Consider the following 22,351-nt stretch of genomic DNA (forward strand, 5'->3'; position numbering starts at 1 on the left):
CGGCCCGAACACAGGTGGTGCTCGGGCAGGTACATGACGGGTGGTGCTGGGCCGAAGCTATCTCCCGTCGTCCCTGGCCAGCAATGACTTACGGGGATGTCTTGTGAAACGACGGAGACGAGTTCCGAAAGAAGTGCCCTGGGTTGAACCGCTCCCCGTGCGGCGCCGTGACGTTGAGCAGGGAGCACGAGCACCGTCGAGCCCCCTGTTGGATCACGCCCGGGGGACCCAGGAGGTGTTCGAAAGTCCCGCACAGCACCCACGGCGCCCGGCACGCACCGAGCACCGCGGGCATTGCACCGGACTTCTCGAACACCTCCTGGCATCGCCACCCGGCCAACGTGATCCACGTCACCGTGAGGTCAGAAATCAGCCATGCCCGAACCCAGTCCGTCCGCCGATCCGGACAGACCCCCGTCCGCCGTCGAACCCGAACCCGCCTCTGAACCCGCACCCGCACCGCGAGGAGACTCCGTGGCCACCGACGCACCACCCCCCTCGAAAGCCGAACCTCATCTCCCGTCCACAGCGGAGTTCGTCGAGGTGCAGGAGAGCGCCGAGTTCGGTGAACTGCGCCGCGCCCACCGCTCCTTCGCCTTCCCGCTGACCATCGGCTTCATCAGCTGGTACCTGCTGTACGTCCTGCTGTCGATCTACGCGGACGACTTCATGGGCACCAAGCTGTTCGGCAACTTCAACGTCGCCTTCGCCCTGGGCCTCGCCCAGTTCCTCACCACGTTCCTCATCGCCTGGTGGTACGAGCGGCACTCCTCGACCAAGCTCGACCCCAAGGCCGAGGCGATCAAGTCCCGGATGGAGGGCGGCGCATGAGCCCCGCGATCACTCAGGTCCACCTCGCACAGGCGCAGTTGGCGGCGGGGGAGGCCAGCGAGCACCGGCCGCTGATCATCTCCCTGTTCGCGGTCTTCGTCGTCGCGACCCTGGTCATCACCGTCTGGGCGGGCCGGCAGACCAAGGACGCCGCCGACTTCTACGCCGGCGGCCGCCAGTTCAGCGCCTTCCAGAACGGGCTCGCCGTCTCCGGCGACTACATGTCCGCCGCCTCGTTCCTCGGCATCGCGGGCGCCATCGCCCTCTTCGGCTACGACGGCTTCCTGTACTCCATCGGCTTCCTCGTCGCCTGGCTGGTGGCGCTGCTCCTGGTCGCCGAACCGCTGCGCAACTCCGGCCGCTACACGATGGGCGACGTCCTCGCCTACCGCATGCGCCAGCGCCCGGTCCGTACCGCGGCGGGCACCTCCACGATCGTCGTCTCGATCTTCTATCTGCTCGCGCAGATGGCGGGCGCGGGCGTCCTGGTCTCGCTGCTGCTCGGCATCACCAGCGACGCCGGCAAGGTCGGTATCGTCGCCCTGGTCGGCGTCCTGATGATCGTGTACGTCACCATCGGCGGCATGAAGGGCACCACCTGGGTCCAGATGGTCAAGGCCGTGCTGCTCATCAGCGGCACCCTGCTCATCACCTTCCTGGTGCTGCTCAAGTTCGACTTCAACCTCTCGGACCTGCTCGGCAAGGCGGCCGAGAACAGCGGCGGCGGCGCGGCCTTCCTGGAGCCCGGCCTGAAGTACGGGCTCACGACCACCTCCAGCGTCGACTTCATCTCGCTGGGCATCGCCCTGGTGCTGGGCACCGCCGGTCTGCCGCACATCCTGATCCGCTTCTACACCGTGCCCAACGCCAAGGCCGCGCGTAAGTCCGTGAACTGGGCGATCGGCATCATCGGCGGCTTCTACCTGATGACCATCGCGCTCGGTTTCGGCGCGGCGGCCCTCATCTCGAAGAAGGAGATCGTCGAGTCGAACCCCGCGGGCAACACGGCCGCGCCCCTGCTCGCCCTGCACCTCGGGGGCGTCGACTCGGCCTGGGGCGCGATCCTGCTCGCCACGATCTCCGCGGTGGCCTTCGCCACGATCCTCGCCGTGGTCGCCGGCCTGACCCTCGCGTCGTCCTCGTCGTTCGCCCACGACATCTACGCGAACGTCATCAAGAAGGGCAAGGCCACCGAGAAGGAGGAGATCCGGGCCGCCCGGTACGCCACCATCGGCATCGGTGTCGTCTCCATCGGCCTCGGCGCCCTGGCCCGTGACCTCAACGTCGCCGGTCTGGTGGCCCTCGCCTTCGCGGTCGCCGCCTCCGCCAACCTGCCGACGATCCTCTACAGCCTCTTCTGGAAGCGGTTCACCACCCAGGGCGCGCTGTGGTCGATCTACGGAGGACTCACCACGGCGGTCGGCCTCGTGCTCTTCTCGCCGGTCGTCTCGGGCAAGGCCACCTCGATGTTCCCGGACGTCGACTTCCACTGGTTCCCGCTGGAGAACCCGGGCATCATCTCGATCCCCGTCGGCTTCCTGCTGGGCTTCCTCGGCACCCTCCTGTCCAAGGAGGAGCCGGACGCCGGCAAGTACGCCGAGCTGGAGGTCCGCTCCCTCACCGGAACCGGAGCGCACTGAACCGCCGGCCACCGTTCGTCACGCACCGCGGCCGCGTCGTAGGGATCTACGACGCGGCCGCGGTGCGTCTCGTGGGATCGGGCCACCCTGGTTGTCGGTCCTGTCACGTAGGCTCGTTCGTATCGGGTCGACCGATCGTTCGAAGCGGTCCGGTCGTTCGAAGCGGTCAGGTCGTTCGGAACCGGCGGCCCGTGTCGCGGTCCGTATCTAGGGAGGGGCCCACGTGCTCATCGACACCTACGGCCGGGTGGCCACCGACCTGCGCGTCTCGCTGACCGACCGGTGCAACCTCAGATGTACGTACTGCATGCCCGAGGAGGGCCTGCAGTGGCTGGCCAAGCCCGACCTGCTCACGGACGACGAGATCGTCCGCCTCATCGACCTGGCGGTGACCCGGCTGGGTATCACCGAGGTCCGCTTCACCGGCGGCGAGCCACTGCTGCGCCCCGGCCTGGTCGGGATAGTGGAGCGTGTGGCGGCCCTTGAGCCCCGCCCCCAGATGTCCCTGACGACGAACGGCATCGGCCTCAAGCGCACCGCGACCGCCCTCAAGGCGGCGGGCCTCGACCGTGTCAACGTCTCGCTGGACACCCTGCGCCCGGACGTCTTCAAGACCCTCACCCGCCGCGACCGCCACAAGGACGTCATCGAAGGCCTCGAAGCGGCCCGCGCCGCCGGACTGACCCCGGTCAAGGTCAACTCCGTACTGATGCCCGGACTGAACGAGAACGAGGCGCCCGAGCTGCTCGCCTGGGCCGTGGAGAACGACTACGAACTGCGGTTCATCGAGCAGATGCCGCTGGACGCGCAGCACGGCTGGAAGCGCGACGGCATGGTCACCGCCGGTGACATCCTCGCCTCGCTGCGCACGCGCTTCGAGCTCACGGAGGAGGGGTCCGACGAGCGCGGCTCGGCACCCGCCGAGCGCTGGGTGGTGGACGGCGGCCCGCACCGGGTCGGCGTGATCGCCTCGGTCACCCGCCCGTTCTGCTCGGCCTGCGACCGTACGAGGCTCACCGCGGACGGGCAGGTCCGCACCTGCCTCTTCGCCCAGGAGGAGACCGATCTGCGGGCGGCGCTCCGCTCGGACGCGTCGGACGAGGAGATCGCCCGGATCTGGCGGCTGGCGATGTGGGGAAAGAAGGCCGGGGCGGGTCTGGACGACCCCTCCTTCGTACAGCCGGACCGCCCGATGTCGGCGATCGGCGGCTGACCCCCAGCTCTTCGCCCGGCTCTTCGCTCAGCTCTCGGGCGGCTGCTCCGCGGACTCCCAGTCCGCCAGGAGGACCACGTCCTTCAGGAACCCGCGGACGCTCAGGAACTTCGACAGATGGTCGCGGTGCTCCTCGCACGCGAGCCAGGTCTTGCGGCGGTCCGGCGTGTGCAGTTTCGGGTTGTTCCAGGCGAGCACCCACACGGCGTCGGCCCGGCAGCCCTTGGCGGAGCAGATGGGGGAGGACGGGGACGACGGCTCGGAACCGGGAACGTTCAGGATCACGTCCTCGACACTAGTCGAGTCCCGCCGGGTCGAAAAAGGCGACGCCGAGCAGCCACGGGGGGAGCTGCCCGGCGTCGGTCTGTCACTCCGACGGGGGATGCGGAGTGCGTATCAAGTATGTCACGGGTAACCCATCGCCCGGCAACGGAACAACATGATTGATCTGAGCTTTTCTTGAGCTTGGCAGGGACTTCGGATTCCGCTTTTTCCGGATCCCCGGTGCTCAGGCCCGTTCGTGCGGCTCGTCCCGCAGCCGGGTGCCGGGGTCGGCCGTCAGGTCTTCCGCGACGGGTTCCGCGGCCCCGCCGGCGCCCGGACCCGCGAGCATCGGACGGGTCGGAGCGGTCACGAAGGTGGACGGCAGCGAAGGCGCGTTCTCGCGTCCCGCGTTGGCGATCACGACGGAGACGTAGGGGAGCAGTATGCCGAGCACCAGCGCAACGACGGCGACATGGCGCTCGACGTTCCAGAGCGTGGCCGCGAGGACGACGGAAACCGTACGGACGGACATCGAGATGATGTAGCGGCGCTGCCTGGCGCGTACGTCGTCGGCGAGACCCTGCCTGGCTCCGGTGATCCGGAAGACCTCGGTCTCGCTCTGCTTCCGCATCACGTTCCACCACCCCGCCTGCATCGGACGCTCCCCGGCCCGTACGGGCAACAACGTTACGCCGCGGCCGCGCCGCCCACGAGGCCGGGTCGGCTCCGGTGCGGATGGGGACGTCTGCGCCGTACCGCGTATGGCCGAGCCCGACATGCGCCGTACGGCACACGGGCCGACACTGGGCGTAATGCTCGCGTAGAGCCGTATAGGAGGCAGCCATGGGCTGGTTGTGGGCGATCATCGTGGGATTCGTGCTGGGCTTGCTGGCCAAGGCGATCATTCCTGGCAAGCAGCACAGTCCGCTCTGGCTCACCACGATCTTCGGAATCATCGGCGCGATCGTGGGCAACGCGATCGCCCGCGGCTTCGGCATCGGGGAGACCAGCGGTATCGACTGGGGCCGCCACGCCCTCCAGCTGGTGGCCGCGATCGTCATCGTCTTCCTGGGAGACATGCTCTACACGGCAATGCGAGGCAACAAACAAAGAGCCTGACGCGAAGCGAAAAGGATTGCGCCGTTCCCCGCGCCCCTGAAAAGGGGCGCGGGGAACGGCGCAATCCTTTTCGCCTTTCAGGGGCGCGGGGAACTGCGCGACCAGCCACGGCGCACCCGCACCCGCGAACGCACCCGCCGAAGCCGTCCCTAAGGCGCAACCTCCACGGCCGCAAGAGATTTCTTGCCCCGCCGCAGCACAAGCCACCGCCCATGCAGCAAATCCCCCGGAGAGGGAACCGCGTCCTCGGAGGCGACCTTCACATTGTTCACGTACGCGCCCCCCTCCTTCACGGCCCGCCGCGCAGCGGACTTGCTGGGCACGAGCCCGACCTCGGCGAACAGGTCGACCACGGTCCCCGGCGCGGCCACCCGCACCCGGGGCAGCTCCGACAGCGCGGCACTCAGCGTCGCCGCGTCGAGCTCGCCCAGCTCTCCCTGCCCGAACAACGCCCGCGAAGCGGCGATCACGGCGGCGGTCTGCCCGGCCCCGTGCACCAGCGTCGTCAGCTCCTCCGCCAGCGCGCGCTGCGCCGCCCGGGCCTGCGGACGCTCCTCCGTCAGCTTCTCCAACTCCTCCAGCTCCTCCCGGGACCGGAAGGACAGGATCCGCATGTACGTCGAGACGTCCCGGTCGTCCACGTTCAGCCAGAACTGGTAGAACGCGTACGGCGTCGTCATCTCCGCGTCGAGCCAGATGGCCCCGCCCTCGGTCTTGCCGAACTTGGTGCCGTCCGCCTTGACCATCAGCGGCGTCGCGATGCAGTGCGCCTGCGCGTCCGGCTCCAGGCGGTGGATCAGGTCCAGGCCCGCCGTGAGGTTGCCCCACTGGTCGCTGCCGCCCTGCTGGAGCGTGCAGCCGTACCTCCGGTACAGCTCCAGGAAGTCCATGCCCTGCAGCAGCTGGTAGCTGAACTCCGTGTAACTGATGCCCTCCTGGGACTCCAGACGCCGGGCGACCGAGTCCTTCGTGAGCATCTTGTTGACGCGGAAGTGCTTGCCGATGTCCCGCAGGAACTCGATGGCCGAGAGACCGGCCGTCCAGTCCAGGTTGTTCACCATGACCGCGGCGTTCTCGCCCTCGAAGGACAGGAACGGCTCGATCTGGGAGCGCAGCCGGCCGACCCAGTCGGCGACCGTCTCCGGGTCGTTCAGCGTGCGCTCCGCCGTGGGGCGCGGGTCGCCGATCTGGCCGGTCGCCCCGCCCACCAGGGCCAGCGGGCGCAGCCCCGCCTGCTGGAGCCGGCGCATGGTGAGGACCTGCACGAGGTGTCCGACGTGCAGGGAGGCCGCGGTGGGGTCGAAGCCGCAATAGAACGTGACGGGACCGTCCGCGAGCGCCTTGCGCAGTGCGTTCTCGTCGGTGGACAGGGCGAACAGCCCGCGCCACTTCAGCTCGTCGACGATGTCCGTCACGGTTCTCGTGTCTCCTTGGATGATCTTCGGGCGGTCTTGGCCCTCGGGTGGCTCGACAGCCGGACGACAGCCGGCCGCGAGGCCGCCCGCCGAGGCTGTCCGTCGAGGTTATACGCCCTGACTGACAGAGCTCATATTGAAGTCCGGCACCCGCAGCGCCGGCATCGCGGCCCTGGTGAACCAGTCGCTCCACTCGCGCGGCAGCGTCTTCTCGGTCCGCCCCGCCTCGGTCGCCCGCCCCAGCAGCCCCACCGGCGACTCGTTGAACCGGAAGTTGTTCACCTCGCCGGTGACCTCGCCGTTCTCCACGAGGTAGACGCCGTCCCGGGTCAGACCGGTCAGCAGCAGCGTCGCCGGGTCGACCTCGCGGATGTACCAGAGGCAGGTCAGCAGCAGCCCGCGCCCGGTCGCGGCGACCATCTCCTCCAGCGAGGTCTCGTCGCCGCCGTCGAGAACGAGGTTGCCGATGCCGGGAGCCACCGGCAGGCCGGTCAGGGCCGCGCTGTGCCGAGTACTCGTCAGGCGCTTCAACTCGCCCTCGCGGACCCACTCCGTGGCCTTGAGGGGCAGTCCGTTGTCGAAGACGGAGGCGTCGTCCCCGGAGGAGTGGGTGAGGACGAAGGGGGCGCTTTCGAGCCCGGCCTCGTGCGGGTCGCTGCGCAGGGTGAGCGGCAGGTCGGTGAGCCGGTCGCCGACGCGGGTGCCGCCGCCGGGCTTGCTGAACACCGTCCGGCCCTCCGCCGCGTCCCGGGCCGCCGCCGACCACATCTGGTAGATCAGCAGGTCCGCGACGGCGGTCGGCGGCAGCAGTGTCTCGTAGCGCCCGGCGGGCAGGTCGATCCGCCGCTCCGCCCAGCCCAGCCGGACGGCCAGCTCGGCGTCGAGCGCCGCCGGGTCGACGTCCTTGAAGTCCCGCGTGGAACGGCCGGCCCACGCCGAGCGCGTACGGTCCGGGGACTTGGCGTTCAGCTCCAGCGTCCCGTTGGGCTGGTCGTGGCGCAGGCGCAGCCCCGTGGACGTACCGAGGTAGCTGGTGACGAGCTCGTGGTTGGCGAAGCCGTACAGCTCCCGGCCGCCCGCACGCGCGCGTGCGAACGATTCACCGAGCGCCGGGGCGAAGTCGGTGAACACCGCCGACGAGGTCTCGGCGGGCGCGTCCGTGAAGTCCGGGGAGGCGGGCACCCCCGCCACGAGCGGCTGCGCGTCCTCGGCGGGGCCCGCCCCGCGCGCCGCGGCCTCGGCGGCCCGTACCAGCGGCTCCAGCTCGTCCGCTGTCACGGCCGAGCGCGAGACGACTCCGGAGGCGGTGCCCTCGCGGCCGTCGACCGTGGCGACGACGGTCAGCGTGCGTCCGCGCGTGACACCGTTGGTGGTCAGCGCGTTGCCCGCCCAGCGCAGGTTCGCGGTCGACCGCTCGTCGGCGATGACGACGCACCCGTCCGCCCGGGACAGGGCGAGGGCGCGCTCGACGATCTCGTGCGGCTTGTTCGTCAACGAAGTGATGCCGTTGGGCACACGAGCGCTCATCGACCGGCCTCCTGCGTGGTGTTCAGAATGTTGACGCCCTTGAAGAGGGCCGACGGGCAGCCGTGCGAGACCGCCGCGACCTGGCCGGGCTGGGCCTTGCCGCAGTTGAAGGCACCGCCCAGGACGTAGGTCTGCGGGCCGCCGACGGCCGCCATCGAGCCCCAGAAGTCCGTGGTCGTCGCCTGGTAGGCGACATCCCGCAGCTGGCCCGTGATCTGCCCGTTCTCGATCCTGAAGAACCGCTGGCCGGTGAACTGGAAGTTGTAGCGCTGCATGTCGATCGACCAGGACCGGTCGCCGACGACATAGATCCCGCGGTCGACGCTCCCGATGAGGTCGTCCGTGGACATCCCCGCCGGATCGGGCCGGAGCGACACGTTCGCCATGCGCTGTACGGGCACATGGCCGGGCGAGTCGGCGTACGCGCAGCCGTTGGACCGCTCGAAGCCGGTCAGCTTCGCGATCCTTCGGTCCAGCTGGTATCCGACGAGCGTGCCGTCCCTCACCAGGTCCCAGGACTGCCCGGCCACACCCTCGTCGTCGTACCCGACGGTCGCGAGCCCGTGCTCGGCGGTGCGGTCGCCCGTCACGTTCATCAGCTCGGAGCCGTAGCGCAGCTTGCCCAGCTGGTCGAAGGTGGCGAACGAGGTCCCGGCGTACGCGGCCTCGTAACCAAGCGCGCGGTCCAGCTCGGTGGCGTGGCCGATGGACTCGTGGATGGTCAGCCACAGGTTGGACGGGTCGACGACCAGGTCGTACACCCCGGCCGTGACGCTCGGCGCCCGCATCTTCTCGGCCAGCAGCTCCGGGAGCCGCCCGAGCTCCGCCTCCCAGTCCCAGCCGGTCCCGGTGAGGTACTCCCAGCCGCGCCCGACGGGCGGCGCGATCGTGCGCATCGAGTCGAACTCGCCGCTCGACTCGTCGACGGCCACGGCGGTCAGCTGAGGGTGCAGCCGGACCCGCTGCTGGGTGGTCACCGTGCCCGCGGTGTCCGCGTAGAACTTGTTCTCGTGCACGGTCGTCAGCGAGGCGTCGACATGGCTGACGCCGCTCGCCGTGAGCAACCGCGCACTCCACTCGGCCAGCAGCCCGGACTTCTCCTCGTCCGGTACCGAGAAGGGGTCGATCTCGTACGAGGAGATCCACGTCTTCTCGGCGTGCACCGGCTCGTCCGCCAGCTCGACCCGCTCGTCGGAGCCCGCCGCCCTGATCACCTTCGCCGACAGCTTGGCCATCGCCACGGCCTGCGACGCCACCTTCGCGGCGGCGTCCATCGTCAGGTCGACGCCGGCGGCGAACCCCCAGGTGCCGCCGTGCACGACCCGTACCGCGTACCCGAGGTCGGTCGTGTCCGACGATCCCGCGGGCTTCGCGTCCCGCAGCCGCCAGGACGCGCTGCGCACCCGCTCGAACCGGAAGTCCGCATGGTCGGCGCCCAGCGCCCGGGCCCGCGCGAGCGCCGCGTCGGCCAGGGCCCGCAGGGGCAGTGCCCTGAAGGCTTCGTCGATGGAATGGGGCACGGAGGTCTCCCTTGTTGTCGCCTGTCGGTCCGATCATGTCGCGCGGGCGGGCCCGGCGGCCACACTTTTCTGTAGGGACCCGACAGCGAGTCCCCCGAGCCACTGTCGGTGCCCGATTCTCCGCGAAGCCGACCGTACCGATAGGTTTTCGAGGTACCAGACCGGCTATCGAAAGGGTGATCCGTTGAGCCGCTCGGTTCTCGTCACCGGAGGAAACCGGGGCATCGGCCTCGCCATCGCCCGCACGTTCGCCGACGCGGGCGACAAGGTCGCGATCACATACCGGTCGGGCGAGCCCCCGGCCGCCCTCACCGAACTGGGCTGCCTCGCGGTCAAGTGCGACATCACCGACACCGAGCAGGTGGAGCAGGCCTACAAGGAGATCGAGGCCGCGCACGGCCCGGTCGAGGTGCTCGTCGCCAACGCGGGTGTCACCAAGGACCAGTTGCTGATGCGGATGTCCGAGGAGGACTTCACATCCGTCCTGGACACCAACCTGACGGGCACCTTCCGGGTCGTGAAGCGCGCCAACCGCGGCATGCTGCGCGCCAGGAAGGGCCGCGTCGTCCTCATCTCCTCGGTGGTCGGCCTCCTCGGCTCGGCCGGGCAGGCGAACTACGCGGCCTCCAAGGCGGGCCTGGTCGGATTCGCGCGCTCGCTCGCCCGTGAGCTGGGTTCGCGCAACCTCACCTTCAACGTCGTCGCGCCCGGTTTCGTCGACACCGACATGACCAAGGCGCTCACCGAAGAGCAGCGCGAGGCCATCGTGAAGCAGGTGCCGCTCGGCCGGTACGCGCAGCCCGAGGAGATCGCCGCGACGGTGCGGTTCCTCGCCTCGGAAGAGGCCTCGTACATCACTGGAGCCGTCATCCCCGTAGACGGCGGACTGGGAATGGGTCACTGATCACCATGAGCGGAATTCTTGAGGGCAAGCGTGTCCTGATCACCGGGGTGCTGACGGAGGCGTCCATCGCCTTCCACACCGCGAAGCTGGCCCAGGAACAGGGTGCCGAGATCATCCTGACCGCGTTCCCGCGGCCCACGCTGACCGAGCGCATCGCGAAGAAGCTGCCCAAGCCCACCAAGGTCATCGAGCTCGACGTGACCAACGACGAGCACCTCGGGCGGCTCGCCGAGATCGTGGGCGCGGAGCTGGGCAGCCTCGACGGCGTCGTGCACTCCATCGGCTTCGCCCCGCAGGACGCGCTGGGCGGCAACTTCCTGAACACGCCGTTCGAGTCGGTCGCCACGGCCATGCACGTCTCCGCCTTCTCCCTGAAGTCGCTGACCATGGCCTGCCTGCCGCTGATGCAGAACGGCGGCGGCTCGGTCGTCGGCCTCACCTTCGACGCCCAGTACGCCTGGCCGCAGTACGACTGGATGGGCCCCGCGAAGGCCGCCCTGGAGGCCACCAACCGCTACCTCGCCCGCGACCTGGGCAAGCAGAACGTGCGCTCCAACCTCATCTCGGCCGGCCCGCTCGGCTCGATGGCCGCCAAGTCCATCCCGGGCTTCACCGAGCTGGCCGCCGTCTGGGACCACCGCTCGCCGCTGGAGTGGGACCTCAAGGATCCCGAGCCGGCCGGCCGCGGTGTCGTCGCCCTGCTCAGCGACTGGTTCCCGAAGACCACCGGCGAGATCATCCACGTCGACGGCGGTCTGCACGCGATCGGCGCGTAACCGCCCGCGCGAGGGCCCGCGAACGTTCTCGTACGGAGTCGGCGCCCCGTTCCCCGCAGTGCGCGGGGAGCGGGGCGTCACCCGTTCGGCCCCACCGGCCGGGCGGCCAAGAGGGGTAACGGCCCACTCTGAAGGAGGAGTTCTTCTCCTGTCAGATGCCCTCCAGAGCCCAGCCGAGGAGGTCCCTTTGTGCGCCTGTCCCAGGTCCGACGCACGCGTCGGCTCCACAGGAACGGTTTCGCGGCGGCCCCCGCTGCCCTGTTCGCCGCTCTGACCCTGCTGCTCGCGGTGTCCTCCGACGCCGCCTCGCACACCGCGCACAGCGCGGGAACAACGCCCCACGCGCGCGTGCCCGTCGAGAAACGGCCCTTCGGGGCGGCGTGCCGGACCGTCGTCGACGGCTCCCACGTGACGGCGTACTGCCGCAACCCGTATCCGGAGCCCGACCACGTCGGGCTGCACATCGAGTGCGACCGGTGGTGGGACCTCGACGCCGACGGGACGAGGGTGGAGGCGGGCCCCGCGCAGAACGTCCAGCTGACCGGCCGCTGCTGGATGGAAGTCCGCTCGGCGTGGGTCAGCCACCGGAAGTGACGTCCCCCGCCTGCTCCTGCTGCCCTGCGTGTCCCGCCTGCTCCGACTGTCCCGCAGTCTCGGACCGCCCCGGGCGGCACAGGAACGGATAACCGGCTGCCTCCGAGGCCGCCGTCTGCGTGTCGCCCGCCCGGATCGCGTCCATCAGGCGTGTGTGGTCCATGTGCGTCTCGGGCGTCAGCTCCTCGCCGATGTCCTCGCGCAGCCAGTCGCGCACGACCTCGCCCAGGTCCGCGTACATCGCCGTCATGACCTCGTTGTGGGACGCGGCGACCACGGCCAGGTGGAACGTCGTGTCGGCGGTCACGAAGGCCTCCGTGTCGCCCGACTCCCAGGCCTCCTCCCGGCGCACGAGGAGCGCGTCCAGCTGTTTGAGATCGCGCTCGGTGCGGCGCTCGGCGGCCAGCCTCGCCGCGCTCGACTCCAGCGTGGAGCGCAGCTCGGCGATGTGCCGCGGGTCGGCGTCCGCGAACCGGCGGTGCATCACCCCGGCCAGCTCGCTGGTCGCCAGCACATAGGTGCCCGAGCCCTGCCGGATGTCGAGCAGACCGTTGTGCGCCAGGGCCCGCACGGCCTCCCGGACCGTGTTGCGGGCCACCCCCAACTGCTCGACCAGCTCCGGCTCGGTGGGGATGCGGGAGCCCACAGGCCACTCGCCCGAGGTGATCTCGTTCCGCAGCGCGGCGATGACCTGCTCGGACAGCGCCGAACGGCGGGGGTGGCTCAGGGGCATGACGGTCCTTCGCGCCAGGGGGTTGGACAACCAATCATCCCATGATTCTATGATGGGGTTCATGACTGGCGAGGAAACCCGGACGACCGTGTCCCCATCGATACCGACACCGATACGCAGCTCCGCGCAGGACGCCGACCTGCGCACGCCCCCCACGCGCGCGTGGATGACGCGTCTGGTGATCGCCGGCATCGTCCTGACGGCCCTCAACCTGCGCCCCGCCATCACCAGCCTGGGCGCCCTCCTGGAAGAGGTGCGCGACGGCCTCGGGATGAGCGGCAGCGTCGCCGGACTCCTCACGTCCGTACCGCCGCTGTGCTTCGCCGTCTTCGGCGTCATGGCGCCGCGCCTCGCCCGTCGCTTCGGACCCGCCGCGGTGGTCTGCGCCGGCATGCTCGCGATCGGCACGGGTCTGGTGCTGCGGCCCTTCGTCGGGGGCACGGCGGGCTTCCTCGTCGCCAGCGCCCTCGCCCTCATGGGCATCGCCGTCAGCAACGTCCTCATGCCGGTGATCGTCAAGCGCTGGTTCCCGGACCGGGTCGGCACCATGACCGGCCTCTACTCCATGGCCCTCGCCCTCGGCACCGCCGCCGCGGCCGCCGTCACGGTGCCCATGACCCGCGCTCTGGGCGGGAACTGGCAGTCGGGCCTCGCCGTCTGGGCCGCACTCGCGGCCGTCGCCGTCCTGCCCTGGATCCCTCTCGTACGGGCCAAGGGCACGCCCCTGTCCGTCGAGACCGCCTCCGCCCCGGCTCCTGCGGGTGCCCCTGCCCCTGCCCCTGCCTCGGCCGCGGTTTCCGGGGCGCGTGAGGCGTCCGCCCCGCTGCGGATCACCCGCAGCCGTACCGCGTGGGCACTCGCGGTCTTCTTCGGGCTGCAGGCCACCGCCGCGTACATCACGATGGGCTGGATGGCGCAGATCTTCCGGGACGCCGGTGTCCCGGCGGGCACCGCCGGACTGCTACTCGCAGTCACGATGGTGATGGGCGTGCCCCTGGCCTTCGTCATACCGCGGCTCGCCACCCGGCTGCCCCATCAGGGGCCGATCGTCGTCGCCCTCGGCCTCTGCGGGTTCGCCGGCTACGCGGGGCTCTATCTCGCCCCGGCCGCCGGCGCCTGGGCGTGGGCCGTGCTGCTCGGTATCGCCAACTGCGCGTTCCCGCTGGCCCTCACCATGGTCGGCATGCGGGCCAGGACCGGCGCGGGGGTCGTGCAGCTCTCGGCCTTCGCACAGAGCACCGGCTACCTCATCTCGATCCCCGGGCCGCTGCTGGTGGGCGTGCTCTACCAGCACAGCGGCGGCTGGGGGCTGCCGATCGCGCTCATGGCGGGCCTGATGGTCCCGCAGATCGTGGTGGGCGTCCTGGCGGGCCGCGACCGCACGGTGGAGGACGAGGCCGCGCGGTGACCACCGCTTCAGGGCCGTGCGGTGACCGCCGCTTCCGGCTCGCGTGGTGACCGCCGCTCCCGGCTTGCGCGGTGTCCCCCGCTTCGGCCCGCGCGATGACCACCGCTCCCGGCCCGCGCGGTGACCGGCTACTCCCAGGTCGCGCGGTGACCGGCTCCTCCCAGGTCGCGCGACGACCGCCCCCGGACGCCGCCCCCGGGACGCCGACCCCACCCGTGAGGAGCCGGGCGAAGAGTGCGAGACTGGGCGTATGCCCGTGCTCGATCCGAACCCCAAGAACGGCCAGAAGAAGATGCTGCTCGTCTTCGGCGCGTTCCTCCTCATCTTCGTGGTCATCGGCGTCATCGCGTCCATCGCCTCACCCTGACCGCGCTCCGCCGAGCCCTCGGAGGAGCGCACGGTGGGGCTATCCCCCCGTCCCCTAGGGGGCGAGTGTCAGGGTCAAGTGGGTGGATCACCGGATGGGTTGAGGGTTCCCGAGTCCGTACCTTCGAGATGTGACCGCGAGGACGCGGATCACGGACCACTCGGAGCCCCACGGAGGCGGCATGTCGGCCCCAACGCACACCCCGCCCCACCCGGCGACCGGGCGCGGCGTCGATACGCGACTGCCCTGGTGGGCGCTGCTCCTCCCCGCGCTCGCCTTCGCGGCGCTCCTGCTGCTGATACTGAACCCGGCGGACGCCCACGCGGCGGGCACGGACCCGGCGGTCGGCAGCCTCTTCGAGCGGATCCAGCAGCTGGTGCCGCACCAGGGCTCGTGAGCCGCCCGCGCCCCGGCTCCCGCGATCGTGCCGCACCAGGGCTTCTGAGCCCCTCGCGCCCCATGGCGGGGCAGCGCATCAACTCCCTGCGCCCCGTGGCGTATTTCATGCGAAGCTGGGACCCATGAGCGTCGCAGAACCCCGCAGGATTGTCCTTTTCCGGCATGCGAAGGCCGACTGGCCCGAAGTGCCCGACCACGAGCGTCCGCTGGCCGAGCGAGGCCGCAAGGACGCCGCCGTCGCCGGACGCAAGCTGGCCGACACCGGCATCCCCTTCGATCTGGCCCTCTGCTCCACCGCGACCCGGACCCGCGAGACATGGAAGCTCGCCGTCCAGGAACTGCCGCACCGGCCGAAAACGGTCTACGAGGAGCGGCTCTACGAAGCCTCCCCGGGCGAGCTGATCGCCGTACTGAACGAAACCCCGGACGACGCGCAGAACGCCCTCCTGATCGGTCACAACCCCGGAGTGCAGGGCCTCGCAGACATCCTGGCCGGCCGGTCCGGGGCCGACGCGCAGGACGGGGTGAGCCGCGAGTTCCACCCCGCCGCGTTCGCCGTTCTCTCCTTCACCGGCCCGTGGAAGAGCCTGGAGCCCGGCGCGGCCACCCTGCTCGACTACTGGGACCCGTCCGAGTGAACACAGCGTGAGCGCGGACGGGGCCCGGCACCCTCGTGGCGCCGGGCCCCGTCCCTGTCGCGGGAAACCCCAGGTACTCGCGGGAGACCCCAGGTGTTCGCGGGAGCGCGCACACGAGGGCTGTCAGTCCACGTGCATGTCCGCCGCCTCGACCTCTTCGCGCGTCACGCCCAGCAGGTAGAGGACCGTGTCCAGGAAGGGGAAGTTCACCGCCGTGTGCGCCGCCTGGCGCACCACCGGCTTGGCGTTGAAGGCGACTCCGAGACCGGCCGCGTTGAGCATGTCCAGGTCATTGGCCCCGTCACCGATCGCCACGGTCTGGGAGATCGGTACGCCCGCCTCCGCGGCGAACCGGCGCAGCAGCCGGGCCTTGCCCGCCCGGTCCACGATCTCGCCGACGACCCGCCCCGTCAGCTTCCCGTCGACGATCTCCAGGGTGTTGGCCTGGGCGAAGTCCAGCCCGAGCCGTTCCCGCAGATCGTCCGTCACCTGGGTGAATCCGCCGGAGACGACACCGACCTGGAAGCCGAGCCGCTTCAGCGTGCGGATGAGCGTGCGCGCCCCCGGGGTCAGCCGCACCTCGCTGCGCACCTTGTCCACCACGGAGGCGTCGAGCCCCTTGAGCAGCTTCACGCGCGCGTGCAGGGACTGCTCGAAATCCAGCTCGCCGCGCATCGCGGACGCCGTCACCTCGGCGACCTCGGCCTCACAGCCGGCGTGCGCCGCGAACAGCTCGATGACCTCGTCCTGGATGAGCGTCGAGTCCACGTCCATGACGACCAGCCGCTGGGCCCGCCGGTGCAGCCCGGCCGCGACCACCGCGATGTCGACGCCGAGCGCGGCGGCCTCGGTCACCAGAGCGGTCCGCAGCTTCTCGGGCTCCGTACCGGACACCGCGAACTCGACCGCGGTCACGGGGTACTTGGCCAGCCGGAAGATACGGTCGATGTTGCCGCCGGCCCCGGTGATCCGGGCGGCGATGGCGGCCGTCGACTCCGCGGTGAGCGGATGCCCGAGAACGGTCACCAGCGACCTGCCGTGCCCGCGGGGCCGGTTGTCGCCGCGACCGGAGATGATCTCGGTCTGCAGCCGCATCGAGTCCGCCCAGCTGTGCACGGTGGCGCGCAGATCGCCCTCCAGGCCGGCCGGCGGATGCGTCACGAGCGCGCACAGCACGATCCGGCCACGGGTGACGACCTGCTCGATGTCGACCACGTCGACCGAGTAGGCAGCGAGGGTGTCGAAGAGCCCGGCGGTGATACCTGGGCGGTCCTTGCCGAAGATCTTGACGAGGAGAGTGGGGACATCAGTGGGAACATCAGGGGTCTGTGATGCGCTCATGGTGCCCACACCGTATCCGGCACTCCGTGCCGAATGCCCCCGAGGTCCGCCTGACGGACAGGGAACAGTACATGTCGCCCGGGTGTCCCCGGCCTTCACGGGCAGTGTCGACCGGTATCGGCCCGCGCCCGATCCCCGATCTCCGGTCAGCGGCCCGCACCCGATCCCCGGTCAGCGGCGTCCACCCGGCTTGCGGGGCGGAGGCGGGGGAGGCAGCTCGTCCGGCGGCGGGGGCGGCGGGGGCGGTGGCCCGTCCTGCGACGACCGGGGCCGGCGCCGGGGTCCGGAGCCGGGAGGCCCCGGACGGGGCGACGGCGGGAAGGGACCGATCATTGTCTGCGCCCCGTACACATCGTCCGGCACGTCGTCCGGCTGGCGCGAGCCGGGCGGCTGTCCACCGCCGCCGGGAGCCTGCCCATCAGGCCCCGGCCGTCCACCAGGAGGCCGCGGCCAGGTTCCGGGGGGCTGTGGCTGCCCGCCGGGGTCGCGGGGCCGCGCACCGGGGGACCCGGGGCTGCCGGGAGGCTGGGCGCCGGGGCGCCGGCCGGGTCCGGGCTGCCGTAACGCGTCGGGGATCCGCAGATAGGGGTTCGTCTCCGGGTTCGTCGGCCGGAACGGCGTCCCGGGGCGGTAGGGACCGGCCTCCCCGGCCGTCCGCCCCGCCACCTGCCCGGACACCTCCGCGTACGAGGAGACGGCTTCCTGGGCGCCCACGTCCACGTCACCCCGTGCCAGGGGAGCCGCCCGCCGGCCGGCGGCACCCGACGCACACGCGAGCAGCGCGCCCACCGCCCCCGCGACCGCGCCCCACACCGCGCCGAGCAGCAGCGCCATGCCGGGCTGTCCGCGCAGCTCGATCCCGGAGTCGAACGCGTCGATGCCGAGCACGGACAGCGAGGCGTCCACGGACACCTCCGTCAGATACGCCAGGAACGGCAGCGCGAGCGCCGTCACGACCGCCAGCCGCAGCGCGCAGCGACCCGCGAAACCGAGGACGCCCCGCTCTCGTACGAACGGGGTGCGGGCCGCGGTCAGGACGCCCGCGAACAGCATCGTCAGGGCCGCCGCGACGCCCAGCAGCCAGACCCGGCCGTCCAGTTCGGCCAGCCTGCCCAGGGTCACGGGCTTGTCGGAGAACTTCAGGAGGTCGTCCATGGGATCCGGCAGGAACTGCAGGAACGGGCCCGTCGCCGTCCCGTCCCACGGCACGAACAGCCCGACCGGGATGCCGAGCCACACGCCGTTGGGCGCCCCGAGCAGGGCGGCGCCGGCGATCCGTTTCGGGTGGTCGTCGCCGATCGCCGCGTACGCCGCCGCCGCGAACCCCGCGAGGACCGCCACCAGCAACACCGTGACCAGCGCGGACACCGCGGGCCGCACCAGGCGGTGCACCGCGGTCCAGCCGCCCGGCAGCGGGGTCCTGCGCGAGGCCAGCAGCGCGATCAGCAGGACGCCGAGCACCCAGCCCAGGCCGCCGAGGAGCGTCGGCACGGTGTCGACGGTGAAGCCGACCTTCGCGTCGGCGTCCGCGAGGTCTCCGAGCCGGTCCGGCAGCAGACCGCCGATGTCGCCGAGTCCGGGCACCTCCACGTCGTCGGGCACTCCGCCGCCCGGCAGCTTGTCGAGCCCGAGCGAACCGCCGTCGATCGTGATGATGTCGTGTCCCGCCCAGGCGAGACCCCCCAGCAGCGTCACGAAGAGGGCGGCCACCGTGCCCGCCCGTGCCAGCAGTTCGGCGGGCGAGATCACCGCGCCCGCCCCGCGCAGGGAGCGCAGGAAGAACCAGGACAGCAGCAGCGCGCCCACCAGGCTCACCCCGAGTGGCGTGATCTGGAGGGCGGTGTCGGCCTGCGCGCCCTCCAGCCCGAACGCCGACATATCGCCCGAGGGCGTCACCGAACCGCCCGCCCCGAGCGCCACGAGCGCCGCGGTCATCGGCCCGAGCGAGGCCGTCTCGTCGGCGCCGAGCAGATGCAGCCCGAGCGCGGCCACGCCCACCATGCCGATCAAAGCCCAGCTCACGGCGGCGATCGAGGACAGCAGCACCTCACCCAGTGGCACGCGCCTGCCGTGCCCCACGGACCCGTCGCTCATCATCAGCCCCCCGACTCCGCACCCGCGACACCTCGGCCGCGGTGTCCCCCTCGCGTGGGATTACCACTCTCCGGTCCGGTTTCAACCCCGTCAACGGAAACGGACAAGGCGCCCGTAGTCGGTCTTCGAGAGGCCCGACTTTCGGTCAGGGGCCTCCTACTGAAATAGTTCCCCACGATGTTCGACATCCCTAGACTCCCTGTGCTGGGGGTACATCGGGGGACAACACAGTGGGGCATGGAGTGCCAGAACTCGTACTGGAATTGAACGGACGGACCTGGACGCTCGAAGCGTCCAGGCCATACACCCTCGGACGCGATCCGCAGGGGGACATCGTGCTCGAAGACGCCAGGGTGTCCTGGCGTCACGCCACGATCAGTTGGGGCGGCCGCAGTTGGGTCATCGAGGACCACGGCAGCACCAACGGCACATTCGTGCAGGGGCAGCGGATCCATCACATGGAGATCGGCCCCGGCTCGGCCGTGCACCTCGGCAACGCGACCGACGGACCACGCCTGAGCCTGACGGGCGCCGCGACCGCCACACCGCAGGCACAGCCCCAGCAGCAGCCGTACGCCGCTCAGGGCGCACCCGCGGCCGGCTGGGCCCAGCAGAATCCGCAGACTCCGCAGGCGCCGGAGCAGAGCTGGCAGCAGTCGCAGCAGGGGCAGCAGGGCGGCCACATCCCGCAGCAGCAGGGCTCCGGCGGCGCCGCGGGGGCGCCGCCGGTCTACGGGGACCGCAGCCCGACCACGTTCCACCAGATGTCGCTGGGCCGCGTGATGCGGATCGGCCGTGCGCTGGAGAACGAGCTGGTCGTGTCCGACCTGCAGGTCTCGCGGCACCACGCCGAGTTCCACGCGACGCCCGACGGGCGCTACGAGATCCGCGATCTCGGTTCGCACAACGGCACGTTCGTCAACGGTATGCCGATCGCCAAGGGCGGCTCCACGCTGCTCGGCGCGAACGACATCGTCGGCGTCGGCCACTCGACGTTCCGCCTGGTGGGCGACCGCCTGGAAGAGTTCGTCGACACCGGCGAGGTGTCCTTCTCGGCCCGCCATCTGACCGTCACGGTCGACGGCGGCAAGCAGATCCTCAAGGACGTCTCCTTCGGCGTACCGGAGAAGTCGCTCGTGGCGGTCATCGGCCCCTCCGGCTCCGGGAAGTCGACGCTCCTGAAGGCGCTCACGGGCTACCGCCCCGCCAACGAGGGTGACGTCCTCTACGACAACCGGAACCTCTACAAGCAGTTCGCCGAACTGCGCCAGCGCATCGGTCTGGTCCCGCAGGACGACATCCTGCACAAGGAACTGACCGTCAAGAAGGCCCTCAAGTACGCGGCCAAGCTGCGCTTTCCCGCGGACACCACGACCCAGGAGCGCGACTCCCGGATCGACGAGGTGCTGCGCGAGCTCAAGCTCGACATCCACAAGGAGAAGAAGGTCACCTCCCTCTCCGGTGGCCAGCGCAAGCGTGTCTCGGTGGCCCTGGAGCTGCTGACCAAGCCGTCGCTGATCTTCCTGGACGAGCCGACCTCCGGTCTCGACCCGGGCATGGACCGCGACGTCATGCAGCTGCTGCGCGGCCTCGCCGACGACGGCCGCACGGTCCTCGTCGTGACGCATTCCGTGGCGGAACTGGCCATCTGCGACAAACTTCTGGTCATGGCGCCCGGCGGTTCCGTGGCGTATTTCGGTCCGCCCGAGGAGGCACTGAACTTCTTCGGCTACGACACCTGGGCCGATGTCTTCTCCGCCTTCGAGAACTACCGCGACTACGACTGGGCGGGCCGCTGGAAGGGCTCGCAGCACTACCAGATGTACGCCGCGGACATCGACGCGGTCGCCCCGCAGTCCGTACACATGCCGCCGCCGCAGTCGATGCGGCCGCCGAAGCCCCAGGGCTGGCTCTCCCAGCTGAGCACACTGGTCCGGCGGTACGTCTCGGTCATCGCGTCCGACAAGGGCTTCCTGGCCCTGACGGTGATCCTGCCGGCGGTCCTCGGCGCGGTCAGCCTGCTCATCGAGCCGGACAAGACGCTGCTGGTGAACGAGAAACTGCAGCCGAACGGCCTGCCCGTGCCCAACAGCACGGCCGCGACCGTGCTGCTGATCCTCGCGGTCGGCGCCTGTTTCGCGGGCGCCGCGAACTCGGTCCGTGAGCTGATCAAGGAACGGGTCATCTACGAGCGCGAGCGCGCGACCGGCCTGTCACGCTCCGCGTATCTGATGTCCAAGGTGATCGTCCTCGGCGTGATCACCATGTTCCAGGGCGCGCTGGTCGGCGCGATCGGCTTCATGAGCCGGACGATCCCCGACAAGGGGCTGATCCTCGGCGGCGCGGTCGCGCTGGAACTCTCCCTGCCGATCATGGCGCTCGGCTTCACCTCGATGATGTTCGGCCTGGTCATCTCCTCGCTGGTGAAGACCGCCGAGAAGACCATGCCCCTGCTGGTGATGTTCGCGATCATCCAGGTCGTCTTCACCGGATGCCTGTTCCCGCTGAACGGCGCCATCGGCGTGAACCAGTTCTCGTTCCTCATGCCGTCGCGCTGGGCGGTCGGCGCCGCCGGTTCCTCGCTCGACTTCAACAAGATCAACCCGCACAACACGGCCGAGACCGATCCCCTCTGGGATCACACGGCGCTGACCTGGGTCCTGGACATGACGGCCCTCTTCGCCCTCGCCGCGGTCTGCGCCTTCCTGGTGGCCCGCTTCCTGCGCCGCCACGAGCCGGAGGTCATGCGCAAGTAGCATGCGCGAAGGGCGGCGCCCCGGTGGGGTGCCGCCCTTTTCGACGTACGGGCAGAGGTCCGCGCAGACCTCAGTACGCGCTGTTGACGTTGTCGATCGAGCCGTAGCGGTCCGCCGCGTAGTTGGCGGCGGCGGTGATGTTGGCGACCGGGTTGTACTGGCTGTATGCGGTGCCGGCGACGTGGTACGCGTCGAAGGTCGGCTTGATGACCTGCAGCAGACCGATGGACGGGACGCCGTTGATGGCGTTGATGTCCCAGCCGTTGATCGCGTTCGGGTTGCCCGAGGACTCCCGGATGATGTTGCGGTGCAGACCGTCGTACGTACCCGGGATGCCGTGCTTCTTCATGATGTCCAGCGACTGGCGTATCCAGCCGTCGAGGTTGTTCGTGTAGGTCTTCGCGGCGACCGGCTTGACCGCGGCACGCTGGGCGGACCGGCTCGCGGCCTCCTTCGCCTTGCGGGCGTCCGCGGCCTTCTTCGTCGCGGCGGCCTCCGCGGCCTTCTTCGCGGCGGCGGCGTCGGCGGTCTTCTTCTTCGCGGCGGCGGCCTGCGCGTCGGCCAGCTGGCCGCTGAGGCCGACGGTCTTGACCTGGAGCTCCTGCGACGAGAACGCGGCGGGAGCGGCGGACACCGAGTCGGAGCTCGCCTTCGTGTCGGCGGGGGCCAGCGAGAACGCGAGGGCGGCGGCGCCGAGCGTGGCGACACCGGCGAACGAGAGCTTGTGGACCTTGGTCATGGCGGGGATGCGACCAGGAATGCTGTGCTGCTTGGGCATGGCTGGAGGACCTCTTCGAATAGCGCGGAGGCCG

At 70.5% G+C, this 22,351-nt stretch carries 21 protein-coding genes; 12 read left to right on the top strand and 9 right to left on the bottom strand.

Annotation, left to right across the window (positions count from 1 at the left end):
- Positions 1 to 474 precede the first annotated feature (474 nt).
- The 3 genes from ACH4DZ_RS40055 (at position 475) to moaA (ending at position 3,684) form a co-directional block, all read left to right on the top strand.
- Entirely contained in the window at positions 475 to 831 is a 357-nt protein-coding gene (locus tag ACH4DZ_RS40055; RefSeq protein WP_398293942.1) for a DUF485 domain-containing protein, read from the top strand.
- On the top strand, positions 828 to 2,471 hold the full coding sequence (locus tag ACH4DZ_RS40060; protein WP_398293944.1) for a cation acetate symporter: 1,644 nt from the start codon (positions 828 to 830) through the stop codon (positions 2,469 to 2,471). The genes ACH4DZ_RS40055 and ACH4DZ_RS40060 overlap by 4 nt, the downstream gene beginning before the upstream one ends.
- A gap of 223 nt (positions 2,472 to 2,694) precedes the next feature.
- Positions 2,695 to 3,684, top strand: a complete 990-nt coding sequence (gene moaA, locus ACH4DZ_RS40065) for a GTP 3',8-cyclase MoaA (RefSeq protein ID WP_398293946.1) — start codon at positions 2,695 to 2,697, stop codon at positions 3,682 to 3,684.
- A gap of 27 nt (positions 3,685 to 3,711) precedes the next feature.
- Here moaA and ACH4DZ_RS40070 read toward each other — a convergent pair whose 3' ends face one another.
- Together ACH4DZ_RS40070 and ACH4DZ_RS40075 are read right to left on the bottom strand one after the other, a co-directional pair.
- Complete coding sequence (locus tag ACH4DZ_RS40070; RefSeq protein ID WP_398293948.1) at positions 3,712 to 3,969, bottom strand: hypothetical protein; 258 nt, start codon at positions 3,967 to 3,969, stop codon at positions 3,712 to 3,714.
- A 223-nt stretch (positions 3,970 to 4,192) separates the two neighbouring features.
- Positions 4,193 to 4,579 carry a DUF3099 domain-containing protein gene (locus tag ACH4DZ_RS40075; RefSeq protein ID WP_398293950.1) on the bottom strand — a complete coding sequence of 129 codons (387 nt, stop codon included), beginning with the start codon at positions 4,577 to 4,579 and terminating at the stop codon, positions 4,193 to 4,195.
- A 212-nt stretch (positions 4,580 to 4,791) separates the two neighbouring features.
- Here ACH4DZ_RS40075 and ACH4DZ_RS40080 point away from each other — a divergent pair, with 212 nt between their 5' ends.
- The gene (locus tag ACH4DZ_RS40080; protein ID WP_398293952.1) at positions 4,792 to 5,067 is read left to right on the top strand and encodes a GlsB/YeaQ/YmgE family stress response membrane protein; all 276 of its coding nucleotides are present in this window, start codon (positions 4,792 to 4,794) and stop codon (positions 5,065 to 5,067) included.
- Positions 5,068 to 5,216: 149 nt separating this feature from the next.
- Here the strand turns inward: ACH4DZ_RS40080 and tyrS are convergent, their stop codons facing one another.
- From tyrS to ACH4DZ_RS40095, 3 genes are all read right to left on the bottom strand, one after another.
- A complete protein-coding gene (gene tyrS / locus ACH4DZ_RS40085; protein ID WP_398293954.1) occupies positions 5,217 to 6,482 on the bottom strand; it encodes a tyrosine--tRNA ligase in 1,266 nt (421 codons plus the stop codon).
- A 108-nt stretch (positions 6,483 to 6,590) separates the two neighbouring features.
- Positions 6,591 to 8,009: a metallopeptidase TldD-related protein gene (locus tag ACH4DZ_RS40090; protein ID WP_398293956.1), complete on the bottom strand. Its 1,419-nt coding sequence runs from the start codon at positions 8,007 to 8,009 to the stop codon at positions 6,591 to 6,593.
- Positions 8,006 to 9,529 (bottom strand): TldD/PmbA family protein, encoded by a 1,524-nt coding sequence (locus ACH4DZ_RS40095; RefSeq protein WP_398293958.1) that lies wholly within the window; start codon positions 9,527 to 9,529, stop codon positions 8,006 to 8,008. The genes ACH4DZ_RS40090 and ACH4DZ_RS40095 overlap by 4 nt, the downstream gene beginning before the upstream one ends.
- A gap of 184 nt (positions 9,530 to 9,713) precedes the next feature.
- Here ACH4DZ_RS40095 and fabG point away from each other — a divergent pair, with 184 nt between their 5' ends.
- The 3 genes from fabG (at position 9,714) to ACH4DZ_RS40110 (ending at position 11,803) form a co-directional block, all read left to right on the top strand.
- A complete protein-coding gene (gene fabG / locus ACH4DZ_RS40100; protein ID WP_398293960.1) occupies positions 9,714 to 10,433 on the top strand; it encodes a 3-oxoacyl-[acyl-carrier-protein] reductase in 720 nt (239 codons plus the stop codon).
- Positions 10,434 to 10,438: 5 nt separating this feature from the next.
- Positions 10,439 to 11,209 (top strand): enoyl-ACP reductase FabI, encoded by a 771-nt coding sequence (gene fabI / locus ACH4DZ_RS40105; protein ID WP_398293962.1) that lies wholly within the window; start codon positions 10,439 to 10,441, stop codon positions 11,207 to 11,209.
- A 195-nt stretch (positions 11,210 to 11,404) separates the two neighbouring features.
- The gene (locus tag ACH4DZ_RS40110) at positions 11,405 to 11,803 is read left to right on the top strand and encodes a hypothetical protein (RefSeq protein WP_398294006.1); all 399 of its coding nucleotides are present in this window, start codon (positions 11,405 to 11,407) and stop codon (positions 11,801 to 11,803) included.
- Here the strand turns inward: ACH4DZ_RS40110 and ACH4DZ_RS40115 are convergent.
- Complete coding sequence (locus ACH4DZ_RS40115) at positions 11,787 to 12,536, bottom strand: FadR/GntR family transcriptional regulator (protein ID WP_398293964.1); 750 nt, start codon at positions 12,534 to 12,536, stop codon at positions 11,787 to 11,789. The two genes, ACH4DZ_RS40110 and ACH4DZ_RS40115, sit on opposite strands and share 17 nt — an antisense overlap.
- A 49-nt stretch (positions 12,537 to 12,585) precedes the next feature.
- Here ACH4DZ_RS40115 and ACH4DZ_RS40120 point away from each other — a divergent pair, with 49 nt between their 5' ends.
- The 4 genes from ACH4DZ_RS40120 to ACH4DZ_RS40135 all read left to right on the top strand — a co-directional run bounded on the left by ACH4DZ_RS40120 (position 12,586) and on the right by ACH4DZ_RS40135 (position 15,348).
- Positions 12,586 to 13,944 (top strand): CynX/NimT family MFS transporter, encoded by a 1,359-nt coding sequence (locus ACH4DZ_RS40120; protein ID WP_398293966.1) that lies wholly within the window; start codon positions 12,586 to 12,588, stop codon positions 13,942 to 13,944.
- A gap of 250 nt (positions 13,945 to 14,194) precedes the next feature.
- On the top strand, positions 14,195 to 14,311 hold the full coding sequence (locus ACH4DZ_RS40125; RefSeq protein ID WP_107017780.1) for an SGM_5486 family transporter-associated protein: 117 nt from the start codon (positions 14,195 to 14,197) through the stop codon (positions 14,309 to 14,311).
- 181 nt (positions 14,312 to 14,492) lie between these two features.
- On the top strand, positions 14,493 to 14,708 hold the full coding sequence (locus ACH4DZ_RS40130) for a hypothetical protein (protein ID WP_398293968.1): 216 nt from the start codon (positions 14,493 to 14,495) through the stop codon (positions 14,706 to 14,708).
- 124 nt (positions 14,709 to 14,832) lie between these two features.
- Positions 14,833 to 15,348 carry a SixA phosphatase family protein gene (locus tag ACH4DZ_RS40135; RefSeq protein ID WP_398293970.1) on the top strand — a complete coding sequence of 172 codons (516 nt, stop codon included), beginning with the start codon at positions 14,833 to 14,835 and terminating at the stop codon, positions 15,346 to 15,348.
- Between the two features lie 123 nt (positions 15,349 to 15,471).
- Here ACH4DZ_RS40135 and serB read toward each other — a convergent pair whose 3' ends face one another.
- Together serB and ACH4DZ_RS40145 are read right to left on the bottom strand one after the other, a co-directional pair.
- A complete protein-coding gene (gene serB / locus ACH4DZ_RS40140) occupies positions 15,472 to 16,689 on the bottom strand; it encodes a phosphoserine phosphatase SerB (protein ID WP_398293972.1) in 1,218 nt (405 codons plus the stop codon).
- A 171-nt stretch (positions 16,690 to 16,860) separates the two neighbouring features.
- Positions 16,861 to 18,783: a streptophobe family protein gene (locus tag ACH4DZ_RS40145; protein ID WP_398293974.1), complete on the bottom strand. Its 1,923-nt coding sequence runs from the start codon at positions 18,781 to 18,783 to the stop codon at positions 16,861 to 16,863.
- Between the two features lie 242 nt (positions 18,784 to 19,025).
- Between ACH4DZ_RS40145 and ACH4DZ_RS40150 the strand changes: the two genes are divergently transcribed.
- Entirely contained in the window at positions 19,026 to 21,539 is a 2,514-nt protein-coding gene (locus ACH4DZ_RS40150; protein ID WP_398293976.1) for an FHA domain-containing protein, read from the top strand.
- A gap of 70 nt (positions 21,540 to 21,609) precedes the next feature.
- Here ACH4DZ_RS40150 and ACH4DZ_RS40155 read toward each other — a convergent pair whose 3' ends face one another.
- Positions 21,610 to 22,317: a transglycosylase SLT domain-containing protein gene (locus ACH4DZ_RS40155; RefSeq protein ID WP_398293977.1), complete on the bottom strand. Its 708-nt coding sequence runs from the start codon at positions 22,315 to 22,317 to the stop codon at positions 21,610 to 21,612.
- Positions 22,318 to 22,351: the final 34 nt, after the last annotated feature.

Origin of the sequence: Streptomyces sp. NPDC017991 (genome assembly GCF_044328075.1) — a bacterium.
GTDB lineage: Bacteria > Actinomycetota > Actinomycetes > Streptomycetales > Streptomycetaceae > Streptomyces.